Source organism: Bosea sp. Tri-49 (genome assembly GCF_003952665.1).
In the GTDB taxonomy this organism is placed as follows: Bacteria; Pseudomonadota; Alphaproteobacteria; order Rhizobiales; family Beijerinckiaceae; genus Allobosea.
In genome coordinates this window covers 3,213,800-3,228,551 of record NZ_CP017946.1, presented here as the reverse complement: position 1 = coordinate 3,228,551, position 14,752 = coordinate 3,213,800, and the positions used below count along the sequence as shown (strand labels likewise).

Annotated in this window: 16 protein-coding genes; 14 read left to right on the top strand and 2 right to left on the bottom strand. The window is 65.8% G+C overall.

Features of this window, described 5'->3' with window-relative positions; genetic code table 11:
* Nucleotides 1-218 precede the first annotated feature (218 nt).
* The 6 genes from BLM15_RS15805 (at nucleotide 219) to BLM15_RS15780 (ending at nucleotide 6,333) form a co-directional block, all read left to right on the top strand.
* Nucleotides 219-482 carry a hypothetical protein gene (locus BLM15_RS15805; protein ID WP_126113652.1) on the top strand — a complete coding sequence of 88 codons (264 nt, stop codon included), beginning with the start codon at nucleotides 219-221 and terminating at the stop codon, nucleotides 480-482.
* Nucleotides 483-621: 139 nt separating this feature from the next.
* Entirely contained in the window at nucleotides 622-1,809 is a 1,188-nt protein-coding gene (locus tag BLM15_RS15800) for an acyl-CoA dehydrogenase family protein (protein ID WP_236846321.1), read from the top strand.
* Nucleotides 1,806-2,426: a TetR/AcrR family transcriptional regulator gene (locus BLM15_RS32215; RefSeq protein WP_126113651.1), complete on the top strand. Its 621-nt coding sequence runs from the start codon at nucleotides 1,806-1,808 to the stop codon at nucleotides 2,424-2,426. The genes BLM15_RS15800 and BLM15_RS32215 overlap by 4 nt, the downstream gene beginning before the upstream one ends.
* A gap of 75 nt (nucleotides 2,427-2,501) precedes the next feature.
* Nucleotides 2,502-4,820, top strand: a complete 2,319-nt coding sequence (locus tag BLM15_RS15790; RefSeq protein ID WP_126113650.1) for a putative bifunctional diguanylate cyclase/phosphodiesterase — start codon at nucleotides 2,502-2,504, stop codon at nucleotides 4,818-4,820.
* A 71-nt stretch (nucleotides 4,821-4,891) separates the two neighbouring features.
* Nucleotides 4,892-5,935, top strand: a complete 1,044-nt coding sequence (locus BLM15_RS15785) for a histone deacetylase family protein (protein ID WP_126113649.1) — start codon at nucleotides 4,892-4,894, stop codon at nucleotides 5,933-5,935.
* A gap of 5 nt (nucleotides 5,936-5,940) precedes the next feature.
* On the top strand, nucleotides 5,941-6,333 hold the full coding sequence (locus tag BLM15_RS15780; protein WP_126113648.1) for a VOC family protein: 393 nt from the start codon (nucleotides 5,941-5,943) through the stop codon (nucleotides 6,331-6,333).
* 58 nt (nucleotides 6,334-6,391) lie between these two features.
* Here the strand turns inward: BLM15_RS15780 and msrA are convergent, their stop codons facing one another.
* Nucleotides 6,392-6,898 (bottom strand): peptide-methionine (S)-S-oxide reductase MsrA, encoded by a 507-nt coding sequence (gene msrA / locus BLM15_RS15775; protein WP_126113647.1) that lies wholly within the window; start codon nucleotides 6,896-6,898, stop codon nucleotides 6,392-6,394.
* Between the two features lie 219 nt (nucleotides 6,899-7,117).
* On the opposite strand from msrA, the gene BLM15_RS15770 reads away from it, so the two are divergent.
* Nucleotides 7,118-7,327 (top strand): hypothetical protein, encoded by a 210-nt coding sequence (locus BLM15_RS15770; protein WP_126113646.1) that lies wholly within the window; start codon nucleotides 7,118-7,120, stop codon nucleotides 7,325-7,327.
* Nucleotides 7,328-7,367: 40 nt separating this feature from the next.
* On the opposite strand, the gene BLM15_RS15765 is transcribed toward BLM15_RS15770, so the two are convergent.
* Nucleotides 7,368-8,924, bottom strand: coding sequence for an acetolactate synthase large subunit (locus BLM15_RS15765; RefSeq protein ID WP_126116204.1), 1,557 nt, complete (start codon nucleotides 8,922-8,924; stop codon nucleotides 7,368-7,370).
* Nucleotides 8,925-9,218: 294 nt separating this feature from the next.
* Here BLM15_RS15765 and BLM15_RS15760 point away from each other — a divergent pair, with 294 nt between their 5' ends.
* From BLM15_RS15760 to BLM15_RS15730, 7 genes are all read left to right on the top strand, one after another.
* Complete coding sequence (locus BLM15_RS15760) at nucleotides 9,219-10,157, top strand: ABC transporter substrate-binding protein (protein WP_126116203.1); 939 nt, start codon at nucleotides 9,219-9,221, stop codon at nucleotides 10,155-10,157.
* Nucleotides 10,154-10,657 (top strand): mismatch-specific DNA-glycosylase, encoded by a 504-nt coding sequence (locus BLM15_RS15755; protein ID WP_236846320.1) that lies wholly within the window; start codon nucleotides 10,154-10,156, stop codon nucleotides 10,655-10,657. Before BLM15_RS15760 ends, BLM15_RS15755 begins: the two co-directional genes overlap by 4 nt.
* A gap of 2 nt (nucleotides 10,658-10,659) precedes the next feature.
* Complete coding sequence (locus BLM15_RS15750; RefSeq protein WP_126113645.1) at nucleotides 10,660-11,433, top strand: ABC transporter permease; 774 nt, start codon at nucleotides 10,660-10,662, stop codon at nucleotides 11,431-11,433.
* Entirely contained in the window at nucleotides 11,430-12,215 is a 786-nt protein-coding gene (locus BLM15_RS15745) for an ABC transporter ATP-binding protein (RefSeq protein ID WP_164547530.1), read from the top strand. Before BLM15_RS15750 ends, BLM15_RS15745 begins: the two co-directional genes overlap by 4 nt.
* Nucleotides 12,216-12,345: 130 nt before the next feature.
* Entirely contained in the window at nucleotides 12,346-13,098 is a 753-nt protein-coding gene (locus tag BLM15_RS15740) for a FadR/GntR family transcriptional regulator (protein WP_126113643.1), read from the top strand.
* Between the two features lie 43 nt (nucleotides 13,099-13,141).
* Nucleotides 13,142-14,113, top strand: a complete 972-nt coding sequence (locus BLM15_RS15735; RefSeq protein ID WP_126113642.1) for a sialic acid TRAP transporter substrate-binding protein SiaP — start codon at nucleotides 13,142-13,144, stop codon at nucleotides 14,111-14,113.
* A gap of 58 nt (nucleotides 14,114-14,171) precedes the next feature.
* The gene (locus BLM15_RS15730) at nucleotides 14,172-14,750 is read left to right on the top strand and encodes a TRAP transporter small permease (RefSeq protein WP_126113641.1); all 579 of its coding nucleotides are present in this window, start codon (nucleotides 14,172-14,174) and stop codon (nucleotides 14,748-14,750) included.
* Nucleotides 14,751-14,752: the final 2 nt, after the last annotated feature.

Below are 14,752 nucleotides of genomic sequence, written 5' to 3'. Positions count from 1 at the left end.
TAACGGCCAGTTAATACTATCAAGATGTCGCCGGTAATTCCAAGAATAGATTTGATGTAATACATTGCAGCCGAGGTAATATTGGCTTCTGTATTCGAGTGCTCCCCGGTTAAGGCTAGCAAGTATGGTTAACAATGCGTTCAGATTGTCTTCAAAGTAAAATACAACCATAACGTGTATATCGCTTCGATACCCGGAGCGAGAGCAGGGAGAGAAAGATGAAGTACGCAATTGTTCTTGCCTCGATCGCTGCCTTTTCCGTCACCCCCGCCTTCGCTGGCAGCAAGGGCGGCCGTGGCGGCGGCCTTCTCGGTGGACTGGTCACCTCGGTGGCGTCCGTCACGACGGCGGTCTCCAACGTCAAGGTGCTCAACAACGTCTCGGTGCTGAGCGGCAACGGCATCCTCAACGGCAACCGGGTCAGCGTCGGCCGCGGCGGCATCGGCATCGGCAATGGCGGGCATGGCTGCGGCTGCAACTGAGCCCTGAGGAGAGCCAGGCCGGTCGACGGCACCGGCCCGGAGGAAGAGAGGAGCGAGCGCCGCTCCTCTCTTCTTCGCGGCATTCGGGAGTTGTCTACCTGCCGACCGGTAGGGTAAGCTATCGCGGAGACATGGGAGCATGCTGGCGGCGATGGACAGTTTCGATGCGGCTGGCGGCGGCACCCTCCGCTCGCCCTATTTCAGCGAGGAACACGAGGCGCTGCGCGACCAGTTGCGCCGCTTCGTCGCGAGCGAGGTCAAGCCGCACGGGCTCGCCTGGGAAGAGGCCGGCATGGTGCCGCGCGAGGTGCTGCGCCGCATGGGCGAGCTCGGCTTCCTCGGCATCCGCTACCCGGCCGAATATGGCGGCTCCGAGCTCGATACGCTCGCCACCGTAGTGCTGGCCGAGGAGCTCGGCCGCTCGACCTTCTCGGGCTTTGCCATCACGGCGCTCGTTCACACCGACATGGCCTCGGTCCATGTCCTCCATGCCGGCAGCAAGGAGCAGCGCGATCGCTGGCTGCCCGACATCATCGCCGGCAAGGTGATTTGCGCCATCGCCGTCACCGAGCCCGACGCCGGCTCCGACGTGAAGGGCATTCGCACCTCGGCGCGGCGCGAGGGCGATTCCTATGTGCTGAACGGCGCCAAGATGTTCATCACCAATGGCGTCCACGCCGATCTCTACTGCGTCGCCGCCAAGACCGATCCGTCGGCCAAGCCCTCGCAGGCGGTCTCGATGTTCCTGGTCGAGAAGGGTACGCCGGGCTTTCGTGTCGGCCGCGCCCTCGACAAGCATGGCTGGCGCTCCTCCGACACCGCCGAGCTGATCTTCGAGGATTGCCGGATTCCGGCCGAGAACCTGCTCGGCGGTGAGGGACGCGGTTTCTACGCGATCATGCGCAACTTCCAGAACGAGCGCACCGTGATCGGCGCCATGGCGATGGGCGAGGCGCAGGCCGCGATCGAATTGACGCTCGATTACGTCCGCACGCGCATGGCCTTCGGCGCGCCGCTCTGGGAAAAGCAGGCGATCCGCCAGAAGCTCGCCATGCTTTCGACCAAGGTCGAGGCCGGGCGTCAGCTCGTCCATCATGCCGCCTGGCTCGATGCCAGGGGCTTCGACGCGACGCGCGAGGTCTCGATGGTCAAGGCCTATTGCGGCGAACTGGTCAACGAAGTCATGTACGCCTGCGTCCAGTTCCATGGCGGCATGGGCTTCATGCGCGAGAGCGCGATCGAGCGCATGGCCCGCGACGCACGCGTCCAGGCGATCGGTGGCGGCGCCACCGAAGTCATGCTCGAAGAGGTGGCAAAGCGCCTGTGACGGTCGTGACGGGACGCAGCGAGCGGGCGGAACTGGCGGGCGGCGCGCGCCGTCTCATCCTCGATCATGCCGCACGTTTGCTGCGCAGTAATGGCTATCACCAGACGAGCCTGCGCGAGATCGCCGAAGCCGTCGGCATCCGCAAGGCCAGCCTCTACCATCACTTCGCCTCGAAAGAGGAGATCGTCGAAGCGGTGGTCAACGACGGGGTGCGCTTCGTTCACGAGGCTGTGGCGGCAGCGCTTGCCGCCGCCGGCGAGACCGATCCACGCCGCCGGCTCGCAGCGGCGATCGCGGCGCATCTGTCGGCGCTGCACGGGCATTCCGACTACACCTGCGCCAGCATCAAGGTCTTCAGCTTCGGCGAGAACCCGACGCCGGACAGCGTCCGGCGCATGCGGCGCGACTATGAGGATGTCTGGCGCTTGCTGATCGAGGAGCTCGCCGGCACGGGCGCGCTGGCGGCGGGGGCCGCGCCGGAGCGGCTGCGCCTCTTTCTGCTCGGGGCAATGAACGGCTCGGTCGACTGGTATCGCGAGGGGCGCTTCGATATCGACCAGCTTGCCGATGAACTCGCGGCGCTGGTCGCGCCGATCAAGGTCGGCGGAGAGAGCTAGCCAAGACTATTGGCCAAGACAGCTGGCCATTTCACCTTAACCTCGCTTTGACCAGCGCCGGGTGACGGTAGGCGCATGACGCGCGACGGCCTGTTTCGATTCGGTGGTGAATTCCGCGATTCCCTCCGGGAGATGGCGTTCCGCGATGCGCGCTTTGCCGAGATGCTCCGGCAGTGCCGCCTGATCTTTCTGATCTCGGCGATCCTCAACACGCTCTTCCTCGCCAGCGACTGGCGCTTCCACGGCACGCCGCATTTTTTCGTCGCCGTGCCGGCGCGGCTCGTGGTCGTCTTCGCCTCGCTGCTCTGCTTTGCGCTGGTGCGCCGGGCGACACGTTTCTCGCAGGCGCAAGGAGTGCTGATCGGCTGGGAGGTCACGACCGGGCTCGCGGTCGCGCTGCTGGTATCCTCTCGCAGTGATCTTGCGCTCTTCGTCGTGATGATGCTGCCCTCGATCTTCTATCTGGTGGCGCCGACGGCCTTTCGCTGGACCATGGTCCTGGGTGTCGGTTGCAGTGCTCTCATGCTCGCCGGCTATCTCGGCCGCGGGCCGATGCCCACGACCTTGCCGGGCCTGATCCTCGTCCTCGTGATGCTCAATTTCGCGCTCGGGCTGGTTGTCGTCCACGGCAACCGGCTGCGCCGGCTCGAATGGGCGGCGACGCAGGCCGAGCGCCAGGCCAAGGACGAGCTCGTCGCCAGTCAGGCGATGATCGAGCGCATCTTCATGGCGGTGCCGATCCCGCTGATCGTCACCTCGCGCGACGAGGGTCGCTTCCTGCGCGGCAACGATGCGGCCAAGCGTTATTTTGGCGAGGAGGTTACCGAGGCACAGGTCCGGGATATCCTGCTCGACGGCGGCAACCGGCGCATGATCGCCCGCTTGCTGCATGAGCAGGAGCAGATCAAAAGCCATGAGGCGCAGGTTCGCGACGGCAGCGGCACCGTGCGCGACGTCCTGATCACGGCGACGACGCTGCCGATCGGCGAGGCACCGGCGGTTGTCGCAGGGATCGTCGACATCACCGACCGCAAGGCGGCCGAAGCGCGGACGCGGGTGCAGGCGACGCACGATGCGCTGACAGGCCTGCCGAACCGGCTGCTCTTTGGCGAGCGCCTGCAGCGGGAGCTGGCGCGCATGGCGCGCAAGGGCGGTGCGGTCGGGCTCTTCCTGATTGACCTCGACGACTTTAAATCGATCAACGACACGCTCGGCCACGATGCCGGTGACGCGTTGCTGATCAAGGCGGCGGCTCGGCTCGCCGCAGCGATCGGTCCGGAGGACTTTGTTGCCCGTCTCGGCGGTGACGAGTTCATCGTTTTGTCCGCCGAGCGACTGACGACGGTGCAGGCCCTGGCGAAGGGTGAGCGGCTGATCGAGGTGCTGCGCCAGCCCTGCGAACATGCCGGGCAGACGATTGCGACGCGGGCGAGCCTCGGCATTGCCTTCGCGCCCGAGCACGATCGGGATGCCGTCGAGCTGATGAAGGACGCCGATCTTGCTCTCTACCGGGCCAAGGCGAACGGCCGCAATATGGCCATCGTCTACGAGCCGGCGATGCGGGCCGCGATGGTGCGCCGGGTCGCCGTCTGCCAGGGGCTGGCCGGGGCGCTGAAGGAGGAGCGCATCCTGCCCTTCTACCAGCCGCAGGTCGCGCTCGATACCGGCCGGATCACCGGTTTCGAGGCGCTGGCGCGCTGGCGCCATGCCGAGCGCGGCATCATCCCGGCCGCCGCCTTCCAGGAAGGTTTCCAGGATGCCGAGATCGCCAACGGGATCAGCGATGCGATCATCGCCGCGGCGGTGAGCGATCTGCGGCGCTGGCTCGATGCCGGCCTCGATGTCGGCCATGTCCATGTCAATCTCGCGGCGAGCGTCTTCCGCGACCCAGCGCTGCCGGAGCGCCTCCTTAGTCAGCTCGCGGCTGCCGGCGTGCCGGCCGACCGCTTTGGCGTCGAGGTCACCGAGACGGTGCTGCTCACCCGCAATGCCGACGAGGCCGAGCGCACGCTGAAGACCCTGCGCGCGGCGGGGCTGCGTGTCGCGCTCGACGATTTCGGCACCGGCTACGCCTCGCTGACCCATCTCAAGCGCTTCCCGGTCGATGCCCTCAAGATCGATCGCGGCTTCGTCAGCCATGTCGCCGAGGGGCGTGACGATGCGGCGATCGTACGGGCGCTGATCCGGCTCGCGGCCGATCTCGGTCTCGATCTCATCGCCGAGGGGGTCGAGACCGCCGAGCAGGAAGCCTTCCTGCGCGAGCATGGCTGCCGCTTCGCCCAGGGCTATCGTTATGCCAAGCCCGCCCCAGCAAGCCTCGTGCCCCGGCTGCTGCAGCTGCCGGACCTGCTGCCGAAGAACGGTGCCATGCATGGGGATAGTGCCGCCGCCTGAGCCGGCGCACTGGTCGCGGCGCGGTTTTCGTGGCGCTATGCGCGCTTCCTGATCAAAGCCACGAGCCTTGCATGCGCGCCTTCTACCATCCCGACCAGTCCAGGCACGATCCGCAGCAATATATGCGCTTCGGCCAGATCGTGGCGCCGAAGGACCTGCCGGAGCGAACCGATCGGCTGCTCGGCGCGCTGGCCAAGCATGGCATCACGCCCGAGCGTCCGGCCGAGCACGGCACAGGCCCGATCCTCGCGGTTCATGACGAAGGCTTCGTCCGCTTCCTCGAAGGCTTATGGGAGCGCTGGCTTGCTCTGCCAGAGCGCGGGCCGGAGGCCTGGCCCAACACCTTCCCCTATTGGAGCGGCCGCACCGACGAGGATGTGCGCCCGCCCTGCCGGCCGACCGGTATCGTCGGCCAGATGGGCTGGTATCTCGGCGACATGTCGGTACCGGTCGGCGAGCATTGCTGGCTCTCGACCTTGCGCTCGGCCGAGACGGCGGTCTCGGGTGCTGACGCGATCCTCGCCGGCGAGCGCGCCGTCTATTCACTCTGCCGTCCTTCGGGCCATCATGCCCGCGCCGACCGTGCCTCCGGCTTCTGCTATCTGAACAACACCGCGATCGCGGCGCAGCGCCTGCGCCGTAAATTCCGCAAGGTCGCGATCCTCGATGTCGACGCCCATCACGGCGACGGCACCCAGCAAATCTTCTACCGCCGCGACGACGTGCTCACGATCTCGGTCCATGCCGACCCGGTGAACTACTACCCCTTCTTCACCGGCTATGAGGACGAGCGCGGCAATGGTCCGGGCGAGGGCTACAATATCAACCTGCCACTCGCGCCCGGCGCCGGCGGCGCCGAGATGGAAGCGGTGGTCGATCGCGCCGGCCGCGCCATTCGCGAGTTCGGGGCCGAGGTCCTCGTCATCGCCCTCGGCTACGATGCCCATAAGGACGACCCGATCGGCGTGCTCAAGCTCGAAGCGGCCGATTTCGGCACGATCGGCGAGCGGGTGAAGGCGCTCGGCCTGCCGACGCTGGTGGTGCAGGAAGGCGGCTACGCGATCGAAGCGATCGGCGATTGCCTCGACGCGTTCCTGGGTGGGTTCAAGGGGTAGGGGCTGTGCCGCAGGCGGTCGCCTGCCTCGCCTTGCTGGTGAGGGATTATGACGAGGCGATCGCCTTCTTCGTCGATGCCCTCGGCTTCGAGCTCCTCGAGGACACACCGCTCGGCGCAGAGAAACGATGGGTCAAGGTGGCGCCCGCGGGCGGTAAGGGGGCGGCGTTGCTGCTGGCTCGCGCCGCGTCGGCCGAGCAACGGTCGCAGATCGGGAGCCAGGCGGGTGGCCGCGTCTTTCTATTCCTCGAGACCGAGGATTTTGCGCGCGACCATGCCCGCATGCTGGCGCGCGGCGTTCGTTTCCTGGAGATGCCGCGCCGCGAAAGCTACGGCATCGTCGCCGTCTTCGAGGATCTCTACGGTAATCGCTGGGATCTGATCGAGCCGGCGCGCTGACATTAGCGCCTCGTCTGAGAGAGGGGGCGCCGGCCCCCTCTTCCTTTGGTTGCCGCTGCTATTCCGCAGCTTCGCGGCGTGGCAGCACCCAGTCCGGGCGGACCCAGTGGCAGGTGTAGCCGGCCGGATAGCGCTCCAGATAATCCTGGTGTTCCGGCTCCGCTTCCCAGAAATCGCCTTCGGGCTTCACTTCCGTGGTCACGCGGCCGGGCCAGCGTCCCGACGCGTTCACCTCGGCGATCACCTCTTCGGCGGTCTTCTTCTGCGCCTCGTCGACATAGTAGATGCCCGAGCGATAGCTGGTGCCGAGGTCGTTACCCTGGCGGTTCAGCGTCGTCGGGTCATGGATCTGGAAGAAGAACTCCACCAGCTGCCGGTAGCCGATCTTGCCGGGATCGAAGGTGATCTCGATGCCCTCGGCATGGCTCCCGTGATTGCGATAGGTCGCATTCTTCACGTCGCCGCCGGTGTAGCCGACCCGGGTCGTCTCGACGCCGGGGAGCTTGCGGATCAGGTCCTGCATGCCCCAGAAGCAACCGCCTGCGAGTACAGCACGTTCCGTCATGTCAAACCTCCTTGATCCTGCCGAGATAAGCATCGAAGCCTGAGTTCGCTATGTCGCCGCGTCAGGTTACGGCTGGCAAGGCTGATCGCTGCAAACGGCCATCCGGCCACGGTCCCCTCATTCTCGGCTTGGCCACACCCCTTCCGGCCAACCAAGCCTGTCCCACACTTTATTGGATCGGTTTAATCGATCCTTCGCCGCTGAGCTGTATCGAGAGGCATGCTCAGCCTTTGGGATTCCATCAGCGCGTGGTTCTGGGACATTTCCAGCCTCTGGACCGCCTTCTGGCGAGCGCTGGTCACGGCGCTTGCGGCAATTCTGATGAGCATGGTGATAGGCCTGCCCGCAGGGATACCCTTCACGGTTCAATGGTTGTGCCTGATCTGGTTCTTCGGCCGGTGGCAACACCAAAAGCGGCAGAGTTCTTGAGAGCGCGGAAGGGCCGCGCTCCAGCGAACGCCGCTCTCGCTCAGATCACCGCTTCGATCAGGAACGGTCCTTTCCGGCCGAGCGCACCCTTGAACAGCTTGGTGAATTCCTCGGCCGTCGTCGCTCGTCCAGCCTCGACGCCCATGCCTTTTGCCATCGCGACCCAGTCCAGCGCTGGCTCGTCGAGGTTGAGCATCAGCTTGGCGTTGCGGCCGAAATCGTTGACGCCGACGGCCCGCATCTCGCCATGCAGGATCGCATAGGTCCGGTTGGCGAAGACCACGGTGATGACATCGAGGTTCTCGCGCGCCTGCGTCCACAGCCCCTGCACAGTGTACATGCCCGAGCCGTCGGCCTGCATGCCGATGACCTTGCGGTCAGGGCAGGCGACCGCGGCGCCGACGCAGAGCGGGATGCCCTCGCCGATCGCGCCACCGGTGAGCTGAATGTAGTCGTGCTGCGGCGCGCTGTGGCAGTCGTAATAGAAGTTGCGGCCCGACGAGACCGACTCGTCGCAAATGATGCAGTTCTCCGGCAGTAGCGCCGAGACGATGGCGCAGGTCTTGTCGGCGTCGAGCGTGCCGGTCGGCAGCGCGGGCTGCTCGGTGCGCGAGGGGGCGATATAGGCGGGTGCGATCCTGGTCGCGCCCATCTCCTCGGCGAGAGCCGTGACCGCTGCGGGCAAATCGTCGCCGGGCCGCGCCAGCGTCGCGACCTCGCAGCCGTCATGGACCAGCCGGCCGGGCTTGCCGGGATAGGCGAAGAAGCCGACCGGCACCTGTGCGCCGATGAGCACGAGGTAGTCGATGTCCTTGAGCTGATCGAGCGCCTTGTCGATCGGGTAGAACACCTTGGGCATGGCGACGCGGCCGGCGCCGCGCTGGATTCGCCCGTTCGACATCTGGCTGAAGATTTGGGCGCCGGTCGCCGCGCAGGCGCGGGCCGCCATCTCCATCGGCTTTTCGCGCAGCGCAAGCCCGGTCAGCATGATCGCGGCGCGCGCACCGTGCTTGCGCAGGCCGGCCGCGACCTCGCGGACAGTGGCGGCATCGACGCTCTTCAGCGCCGGCAGCGGCGTCGGCTTCAGCTCCGCCGGCTCAACGCTGCCCCAGGCGCAATCGGCTGGCAGGATCACGGTGGTGACGCCGGGCAAAGTGAGCGAAGCGGCATAGGCTTCGCCGATCGCCGGGCCGACATCCTCCGGCGAGGCGATGCGGCGCACGAATTGCGACATCGGCCGGGCCAGGCTCTCGATGTCGCTGGTCAGCGGCGCGTCATGCTGCAGGTGATAGGTCGCGTGGTCGCCGACCACGTTGATCATCGGGGTCCAGGCGCGCCGGGCGTTGTGCATGTTGGCGAGGGCGTTGGCCATGCCGGGCCCGCAATGCAGCAGCGTCGCCGCCGGCTTGTCGGCCATGCGGGCATAGCCGTCCGCCGCACCGGTGACCACGCCCTCGAACAGGCCGAGCACGCAGCGCATCTGCGGCTTGCGGTCGAGCGCCGCGACGAAGTGCATTTCGGAGGTGCCGGGATTGGCGAAGCAGACATCGACATCGTTGACCAGCAGCGTGTCGCACAGGCGGTCGGCGCCATTCATCCGGAAGAACCTCTCGATAGCCATGGCGTTTCGCGCCGATGATCCGAGGGGACGGGATCGCTACTGCGGTGTCAAACAAGAGAATGTCATTGCTTTCCCAAGCGGCGTTGATCAGCGCGCTCTCGCGCGGAGCCGGCCGGCACAGCGCCTTGACGGGTTTGCATATGCATTTAACGTGATTTGGAACGAAGCTTGCACTATCGGACGTGATCGGGCTGCGTTGGCCGGGGCGTTCCGCTGCGGGCAAATCAAGAGGGGAGTGGGTTCGTCATGACAGGTATCAAGCGTATCGGGATGGTCGCCGGGATCGGCCTTGCAGCCCTCATGGCCGCAGGCGGCGCGCAGGCGCAGACCAAGGTCAATGTCGGCATTTCCGGCTGGACGGGCTTTGCCCCGCTGGTGCTCGCCAAGGAGGCCGGCATCTTCGCCAAGAACGGCCTCGACGTCTCGATCAAGAAGATCCCGCAGAAGGACCGCCACCTCGCCATCGCCTCTGGCGACATCCAGTGCGCCGCGACCACGGTCGAGACCTGGATCGTCTGGGACGCCGCCGGCATCAAGACTAAGCAGATCTTCCAGCTCGACAAGAGCTATGGCGCCGACGGCATGGCGGTGCGCAGCGCGACCGGCTCGATCAAGGATTTGAAGGGCAAGACCGTGGCGGCCTCCGCCCCCGGCACTTCGCCTTATTTCGCCCTCGCCTGGATCCTCAAGGAGAACGGCATGTCGGTGAAGGACGTCAGCGTCGTCAACATGGAGCCCGGCCCGGCGGCGCAGGCGTTCATCGCCGGCCAGAACGACGCCGCCATGACCTATGAGCCCTATCTCTCGGCCGTGCGCGAGAAGCCGGATGCCGGCAAGATCATCGCCACCACGCTCGACTATCCGATGGTGATGGACACCTTCGGCTGCACGCCGAAATTCCTCGGCGAGAACGACGCGGCCGCTGCTGCGCTGACCAAGAGCTATTTCGAGGCGCTCGCGCTGATCAAGGCCGATCAGGCCAAGGCCTACGGCATCATGGGCGCCGATGTGAAGCAGACCGGCGAGCAGTTCGGCAAGTCGGCGAACTATCTGCGCTGGTCGGACGCCGAGGGCAACAAGGCCTTCTTCGCAGGCGAGTGGCAGGCCTTCACCAACAAGGCAGCGGACCTCCTGCTCGAGATCGGGCTGATCAAGGCCAAGCCCGACATCGCCACCCTGGTCGACACGAAGTACGTCGCCGGCAAGTGATTGATCACGTCCTGCCGGACGTGCTGGGGCCGGGCTTGCGCGTCGTCTTCTGCGGCACGCAGGCCGGCTCCGTCTCAGCCCGGCGCGGCGCCTATTATGCCGGCCCGGGCAACAGGTTCTGGCCGACGCTGTTCGAGACCGGTCTGATCCCTCTGCAACTCGGTCCGGAGGATTTCCGCGAGCTCCCGCGTTACGGCATCGGCTGCACCGATGTCGCAAAGCGGACCTCCGGACCGGATACGGCGCTGACGCGGGATCACTTCGACGTCGCGGGCTTCCTTCGCAAGATGCGGGCGCAGCGGCCCGCCATCATCGCCTTCAACGGCAAGCGCGCGGCCCAGACGGTTCTAGGTCGTGCGCTTGCCTACGGCCTTCAGCCTGCAGCCATCGACGACATCCGCGTCGTCGTTCTTCCCTCAACATCCGGTGCCGCTTCGGGCTACTGGTCGATCGAACCCTGGCGTGAACTCGCCGCTCTCGCGAAGGAAGCGAGCTTCTGACGATGAAACCACTCCAGCCCGTCTCCGCCGGCGCCCGCGTCGGCTACGGCATCGCCTTCTTCGCGCTCTTCGTCGTCGTCTGGTCGATCGCGACCTTCGGCGGCTATGTGCAGAAACTCTTCCTCGCCGATCCCCTGACCATGGTCGCCGAGGGCTGGAACCTGCTCGTCAATCACGGCTTCCTGTTCGACATCGGCATGACGATCTGGCGGGTGCTGGGCGGCTTCGTCCTGGCTGTGATCCTGGCGCTGCCGTTCGGAATCCTGATGGGCGCCTACAAGCCGGTCGAGGCTTTCCTCGAACCTTTCGTCTCCTTCGCGCGCTATTTGCCGGCCTCTGCCTTCATTCCGCTGCTGATCCTCTGGGCCGGCATTGGCGAGACGCAGAAGCTGCTCGTCATCTTCATCGGCTCGTTCTTCCAGCTCGTGCTGATGATCGCGGTCGCGGTCGGCGGCATCAGGCGCGATCTGGTTGACGCCGCCTATACGCTGGGCGCCAGCGATTCCTCGGTGGTGCGCCGCGTGCTCCTGCCCAATGCCGCGCCGGAGATCGCCGAGATCTTCCGTCTCGTCCTCGGCTGGGCCTGGACCTATGTCATCGTCGCGGAGTTGATCGGCTCGTCCTCCGGCATCGGCCACATGATCACCGACAGCCAGGCGCTGCTCAACACCGGGCAGATCATCTTCGGCATCATCATCATCGGCCTGATCGGCCTGGTCTCGGATTTCCTCTTCAAGGCGGTCAACCAGCGCCTGTTTCCATGGGCGCAGGCATGAGCAAGCTCCTGATCGACCAGGTCGGCAAGGTCTTCCCGGCGCGCGGCAAGGGTCAGCCGACGCGCGCGCTGATGCCGACCTCGCTCAGCGTTGCCGACAACGACTTCATCACCATCCTCGGCCCCTCGGGCTGCGGGAAGTCGACGCTGCTGCGCATCATCGGCGGGCTGGAGACGGCAAGCGAGGGCAAGATCCTGCTCGACGGCGCGCCCGTTACCGGGCCGGGCGCCGATCGCGGCTTCGTCTTCCAGAGCTACACGCTCTTCCCCTGGCTGACGGTCGTCCAGAACATCGCCTTCGGCCTGCGCGAGAAGGGCGTGCCGGAGCGAGAGCGGCTCGACATCGCCCGCAAATGGGCCGAGCGTGTCGGGCTCGCCGGCTTCGTCGATCATTTCCCCAAGCAGCTCTCGGGCGGCATGCAGCAGCGCACCGCGATCGCCCGTGCGCTCGCCAATGATCCAAAAATCCTGCTGCTCGACGAGCCCTTCGGCGCGCTCGACAACCAGACCCGTGCTTTGATGCAGGAGATGCTGCTCGGCATCTGGGAGCGCGAGCAGAAGACCGTGCTCTTCGTCACCCACGACATCGAGGAGGCGATCTTCGTCGGCTCGCGCGTCGTGGTGATGAGCGCCAGGCCCGGCCGGATCAAGGCCGACATCCAAGTCGAGCTGCCGCATCCCAGGCCCTACACGATCAAGACCTCGCCGGAGTTCGTCGCCCTGAAGGAGCGGCTGGTCGAGGAGATCCGCGTCGAGGCCGTGCTGGCGGCAGAGGGGCACTGAAGCCGCGCACCACCATACCGGTTGACTCCACTCCGGTATGGTGGTTCCTTCCCTAGCGAAATTGGCCTGACCACATGGCCAAATCGATGCCGTCCGAAACGGATGGCGCAGGGAAGGGTCCGGGGATCTGATGCCGCTCGCAGTCGTCGAGTCGCCACGCCTATATCGGCAGATTGCCGATCAGCTGCGCCATCTCATCGACCAGCATGAATTCCCGGTCGGCAGCCGCCTGCCGCCCGAGCGCGAGCTCGCGGAGAAGCTTGGCGTCTCCCGTCCCTCGGTGCGCGAGGCCCTGATCGCGCTCGAAGTCGAGGGGCGTGTGCGCATCCGAATGGGCTCGGGTGTCTATGTCGTCGATCCCGCCCAGGCCGCAGCGCAGTTCGCCGGAGCCGGCTTTCCCGTCGAGGGGCCGTTCGAGGTGCTCGCGGCCCGCAGGCTGATCGAGGGCGGGGTCGCGGCTGAAGCAGCAGGGCAGGCGACGCCCGCGCAACTGGCCGGGCTTGCCGGCATTCTCGACCAGATGGAGCAGCCCAGGCTGCCGGCGGAGCAACTGATCGCGCTCGACCGCGCCTTCCATGTCGAGATCGCCGCGATGCTGGGGAACACCGTACTGGTGCGCTGCGTCGGCGAGCTCTTCGACCAGCGCATGAGCCCGTATTTCCGCCAGCTCGCGCAGTATTTCGAGAACGAAGATTCTTGGCGCTCGGCGGCGCGCGAGCATCGCGCCATCCATGCCGCGCTCGCCCGCGGCGAAGGCGAAGCCGCGCGCACGGCGATGTGCGCCCATCTCCAGGCCTCGCAGGAGCGCTTTTCGCAGAGCTTCGGTGACGTCGACCTCAAGCGGGCAGGCGAGCGTCAACGCCGGCCGCGGCCGATCAAATGACGCAAGGCCAGACCTTATTCGTGACCTTCAGGGAGGACAGACGATGAAGTTGCACTACGCTCTCGCTGCGCTCGCCGCCGGCGCTCTTTTCGCCGGCACCCCGGCGCAGGCCCAGACCAAGCTGAAATGGGCCCATGTCTACGAGACCTCCGAGCCGTTCCACACCGAGTCGGTCTGGGCCGCCGAGGAGATCAAGAAGCGCAGCAACGGCAAATACGAGATAACGGTCTACCCGGCCTCACAGCTCGGCAAGGAGACCGACATCAACCAGGGCCTGACGCTGGGCACGGTCGACATGATCATCTCCGGCTCGAGCTTCGCAGCCCGCGCCTATCCGCCGATCGGCGTGACCTATTACCCCTTCATCTTCCGCGGCCCCGACCATCTGCTCGCCTATGTGAAGAGCGACGTCTTCAAGGAGATGGCCAAGGGCTATGAGGAGAAGAGCGGCCACCAGATCCTGGCCGTGACCTATTACGGCACGCGCCACACCACCTCGAACAAGCCGATCAAGACCTGCGCCGACATGAAGGGCCTGAAGATCCGCGTGCCCGACGTGCCGGCCTATCTCGCCATGCCGCGCGCCTGCGGCGCCAATACCACGCCGATCGCCTTCGCCGAGGTCTATCTCGCGCTGCAGAACGGCACGGTCGAGGCGCAGGAGAACCCGCTCAACACCATCGACGCCAAGAAGTTCTACGAGGTCCAGAAGAACATCGTGCTCACCGGTCATATCGTCGACCACCTCAACACGGTCGTCTCGAAGCAGCTCTGGGCCAAGCTCTCGGCGGAGGACAAGAAGCTCTTCACCGACGTCGCCCAGGAGGCGGCGACGCGCGCCACCAAGAAGATCCAGGACGATGAGGTGAAGCTCGTCCAGGTCTTCAAGGACAAGGGCCTCTCGGTCACCGAGATCGACAAGGCCGACTTCCTCGCGGCCGTGCAGAAGAACGTGAACTTCGAGCAGTACGGCTATCGCAAGGCCGACTGGGAGAGGATCCAGGCGATCAAGTGATGTTGCTGCGGGCCGGCCTCGTGCCGGCCCGCCTGCCTTCGCCAGAGCGGAAGAAGCCATGACCACCACGCCGGAAGTCCATACCCAAGTCACCAGCGAGGAAATCGCCCACGTCTTCGACGAGGCGCCGCCGCCGGCCGATCTTTCTGGCTATGGCCTCGAGGATTGGGTCACGCTTGCCGCCTTCTGGCTGATGGTCGCCTGCGTCGTGGCGCAGTTCTTCACGCGCTATGTCCTGAACGACAGCTTCGCCTGGACCGAAGAGATCGCGATCTACGCGCTGATCGTCGTCGTCTTCCTGGGGTCCTCGCTCTGCGTGCGCGCCTCGCGCCACATCCAGGTCGATTTTCTCTACCGCTATTTGTCGCACGGCGGGGGGCGGGTGCTTTCGACCGTCGTCGACCTGATCCGCATCGGCTTCTTCGCCTATGGCACGGTGCTGACGCATCGCTATGCCGAGCTCATCCCGGACGAGATGATGACGACGATCCAGTTCCCGAAATCGATCGTGTTCTATGCGGTCGTGATCGCCTTCGCCCTGATGACGCTGCGTTCGATCCAGGTCGCCTGGCAGAACTGGCGCCGAGGCTACTCCGTGCTGGAGCGTCCCGCGGCCTTCGACGGCTCGGAGGCCTGACC

Bases quoted from the DNA above. Each gene is read 5' to 3' on its own strand.
- BLM15_RS15805 (WP_126113652.1), top strand. From the start codon at position 219: ATGAAGTACGCAATTGTTCTTGCCTCGATCGCTGCCTTTTCCGTCACC.
- BLM15_RS15760 (WP_126116203.1), top strand. From the start codon at position 9,219: ATGGTCGCCGGGATCGGCCTTGCAGCCCTCATGGCCGCAGGCGGCGCG.
- BLM15_RS15735 (WP_126113642.1), top strand. From the start codon at position 13,142: ATGAAGTTGCACTACGCTCTCGCTGCGCTCGCCGCCGGCGCTCTTTTC.
- BLM15_RS15770 (WP_126113646.1), top strand. From the start codon at position 7,118: ATGCTCAGCCTTTGGGATTCCATCAGCGCGTGGTTCTGGGACATTTCC.
- BLM15_RS15745 (WP_164547530.1), top strand. From the start codon at position 11,430: ATGAGCAAGCTCCTGATCGACCAGGTCGGCAAGGTCTTCCCGGCGCGC.
- BLM15_RS15785 (WP_126113649.1), top strand. From the start codon at position 4,892: ATGCGCGCCTTCTACCATCCCGACCAGTCCAGGCACGATCCGCAGCAA.
- BLM15_RS15765 (WP_126116204.1), bottom strand. From the start codon at position 8,924: ATGAATGGCGCCGACCGCCTGTGCGACACGCTGCTGGTCAACGATGTC.
- BLM15_RS15750 (WP_126113645.1), top strand. From the start codon at position 10,660: ATGAAACCACTCCAGCCCGTCTCCGCCGGCGCCCGCGTCGGCTACGGC.
- BLM15_RS15740 (WP_126113643.1), top strand. From the start codon at position 12,346: ATGCCGCTCGCAGTCGTCGAGTCGCCACGCCTATATCGGCAGATTGCC.
- BLM15_RS15730 (WP_126113641.1), top strand. From the start codon at position 14,172: ATGACCACCACGCCGGAAGTCCATACCCAAGTCACCAGCGAGGAAATC.
- BLM15_RS15790 (WP_126113650.1), top strand. From the start codon at position 2,502: ATGACGCGCGACGGCCTGTTTCGATTCGGTGGTGAATTCCGCGATTCC.
- BLM15_RS15800 (WP_236846321.1), top strand. From the start codon at position 622: ATGCTGGCGGCGATGGACAGTTTCGATGCGGCTGGCGGCGGCACCCTC.
- msrA (WP_126113647.1), bottom strand. From the start codon at position 6,898: ATGACGGAACGTGCTGTACTCGCAGGCGGTTGCTTCTGGGGCATGCAG.